Source organism: Nocardia sp. NPDC058497 (assembly GCF_042720195.1).
Taxonomy (GTDB): domain Bacteria; phylum Actinomycetota; class Actinomycetes; order Mycobacteriales; family Mycobacteriaceae; genus Nocardia.
On record NZ_JBHXMY010000721.1, the window covers coordinates 1 to 2624 of the forward strand.

The window sequence follows — 2624 nt, forward strand, 5'->3', positions numbered from 1 at the left end:
GTGGGGGTGCTTTGTTACTCCCCCCCCCCCCCCGGCCGCGCCCCCCGCCCCCCCCCCCCCGCGGAAGCTCAGGTGCACATTCGGCAACGGCACCACCAGCTGCCGGTACGGCTGCTCGTACTCCCAGCTGACAGTCCAGTACCGCGCGACATAACGCGCCAGCTCCCCGGACGGCGCGGCGAACGCGTGACGTTGCGACGCACGCCAGGCACCCCCGAGTTCCCGCGGATCGCGCTCCACGCGGCGAGTGTATGTCGCGTTTGTTCAAGACAGCACCCGCGCCGCGGTGGTTACCTCGATGTATGTCCGAAACCGAACGCGTGGCGCGCGCCGCCGAACCGCTGTCGAAGCTCCTGCGCACCATCACGCCGGATCGCCTCACCGCCCCGACCCCGTGCGCCGAGTTCGACGTCCGCGCCCTGCTCAACCACCTGCTGTTCTGGGGTCCGTCGCTGATCGGCGCGGCACGCAAGGAAGCGATCACCCCGCCCGCGTCCGCCGAATCCGAGGTCGATCTGACCGAGGGCGACTGGCCCGCAACCCTCGATACCCAGCTCGACGACCTCACCACCGCCTGGCGAGCCCCCGCTGCCTGGCAGGGCGTCACGCACATGGGCGGCCCGATGGAGCTGCCCGCGCCGCTGGTCGGCGGCATGGTCGTCGGCGAACTGATCGTCCACACCTGGGACCTCACCCGCGCCCTCGGCACCACCGTCCAGTGGGACGACGACCTGCTCCGCTACGCCTACGACGAAACCGCAGCCACCGCCGACCAGGGCCGCCAGATGGGCATCTACGGACCCGAAGTCCCCGTCGCTCCCGACGCTCCTCTCCTCGACCGCATCCTCGGCCTCACCGGCCGCGACCCCGCCTGGAAGTAGACCGCCACCGTGCCGTGACTCCCCTACGCGACTGCATCCTCGGCCACCCAGGCCGCGACTCTGGAATCAGTCGGGCGTCGCGTCGAGAAGCCTTCACGTCACCGTGAGCTTTACCTCGGCCGACGTTCACTCGGCGACAACCGAACTCGCGCGGACATCGGTAACTCACCGGGAACGCCTGCCACGGCGCGATCACCAAACCGGCGCCCCGGTGACACCGGTATCACGAACCCTCGGCCGGTAGAAGTTCCGGGGAGGCGGAGGTGTGGCACCGGGTGCCGCGCTAGAGTCGATGTGTCCTCCCCGGTGGGTGTGGGAATCCGGTGCAATTCCGGAACGGTCGCGCCACTGTGATCGCCTCGCGGCGAGAGTCAGACCTCCCTCACCGGGCACCCTCCGAAAGGGCCGCGCCTTGCCTGTGGTGAACCCGCGATGATCCGTGCCCGGGTCTCGCTCGCCCTGCCCCAGCTCGGGGCGCTGTTACTGGTCGCCATGCTCGGCGCCACCGGCTTCGGGGCCGAGATCGTCCCCGTGTCCGCGGTGCTCGACACCCTCGGCGCCCGCCTGACCGGGACGACACCCGCCGACCTTGGCATCGACACCATCGTCTGGCAGCTCCGGGTGCCGCGCACACTGCTGGCCGCCGTGGTCGGCGCCGGCCTCGCGCTGGCGGGCGCGGCGATGCAGACCCTGGTGCGCAATCCTCTCGCCGATCCGTTCCTGCTCGGAGTGTCCTCCGGTGCCGGCGTCGGCGCCGCGGCGGTGATCACATCCGGGCTCTTCGCCGGCGCGGGCATCTGGGCGCTGTCCGGCGGCGCCTTGGTCGGCGCGTTCGGCGCAGCGACGCTGATATTCCTCGTCGCGGTCGCCCAGGGTGGCTTCACACCGCTGCGCTTGGTGCTGACCGGAACTGTGCTCGGTTCGGCATTCGCCGCGCTCAGCAGCTATCTCGTCTTCCGTAGTACCGATCCGGCGGCCGCCCAATCGGTCCTGTTCTGGCTGCTCGGCAGCCTGGCCGGCGCCGACTGGACAACGATCGCGCTGCCCCTCACCGTGGTGCTCATCAGCGGTGGCGCGCTCATCGCCATCTCGGGCTGGCTCGACGCGCTCACCCTCGGCGCGAACACCGCATCCTCGATCGGCGTGCCCGTCCCACGGTTGCGGATCGGACTGTTCATCCTGCTGGCGGTCCTCGTCGGCGTGCTGGTCGCGGTGTCGGGCGGCATCGGTTTCGTCGGGCTGGTCGTCCCCCATGCCGCGCGCATGATCGTCGGTCCACGCCACCGCAACCTCCTCCCCGCCTGCGCCCTGTGCGGCGCGCTGTTCCTCGTCATCGCCGACGCCGCGACCCGGGTCCTGGTGCGCCCCACCGAGATCCCCGTCGGCGTCCTCACCGGTCTGATCGGTGCACCGACCTTTCTGCTCCTGATGGGCAGACGGCGCTACCAGTTCGGCACGTCATGACCGCGCACGACCACACTGCTCGTCGTCCGGCACCGGCCGCCGACGGCGGGCCCGGCAGCCACGCGGGTGACCAGGGCGCCACGCTGTCCCCGCGGCCCGTCGATTCCGCCGGTACGAATCGCGACGACGACCGCTCCGAGGCGCGCACCGCGGCGGATGGTCCCGGCGTGGCCCGTACCCACGTCCCGCGGGCGGCGACGGACGATCCCCTCGACGACCGGGCGAACGGCACCGAGCACCGCGATGGCAGCGCTGAAGCCCACGCGAACCTCGACAGCG

Annotated in this window: 4 protein-coding genes and 1 riboswitch; of the genes, 3 read left to right on the forward strand and 1 reads right to left on the reverse strand. The window is 71.2% G+C overall.

The genetic code is table 11. The features are described 5' to 3' along the window. Nucleotides 1-240, reverse strand: a 240-nt coding sequence (locus ACFWPJ_RS30000; RefSeq protein WP_378856453.1) for a DUF6597 domain-containing transcriptional factor, incomplete at its 3' end; no start/stop codon positions are given. Nucleotides 241-302: 62 nt separating this feature from the next. Here ACFWPJ_RS30000 and ACFWPJ_RS30005 point away from each other — a divergent pair. The 3 genes from ACFWPJ_RS30005 to ACFWPJ_RS30015 form a co-directional block, all read left to right on the forward strand. Continuing rightward, nucleotides 303-881, forward strand: a complete 579-nt coding sequence (locus ACFWPJ_RS30005) for a TIGR03086 family metal-binding protein (RefSeq protein WP_378856455.1) — start codon at nt 303-305, stop codon at nt 879-881. A 314-nt stretch (nt 882-1195) separates the two neighbouring features. After that, a riboswitch (cobalamin riboswitch) is annotated at nt 1196-1259 on the forward strand. Nucleotides 1260-1313: 54 nt separating this feature from the next. Beyond that, the gene (locus tag ACFWPJ_RS30010; RefSeq protein ID WP_378856457.1) at nt 1314-2345 is read left to right on the forward strand and encodes a FecCD family ABC transporter permease; all 1032 of its coding nucleotides are present in this window, start codon (nt 1314-1316) and stop codon (nt 2343-2345) included. Continuing rightward, the coding region (locus ACFWPJ_RS30015; RefSeq protein WP_378856459.1) for a hypothetical protein at nt 2342-2624 on the forward strand (283 nt) is incomplete at its 3' end. The genes ACFWPJ_RS30010 and ACFWPJ_RS30015, both read left to right, overlap by 4 nt.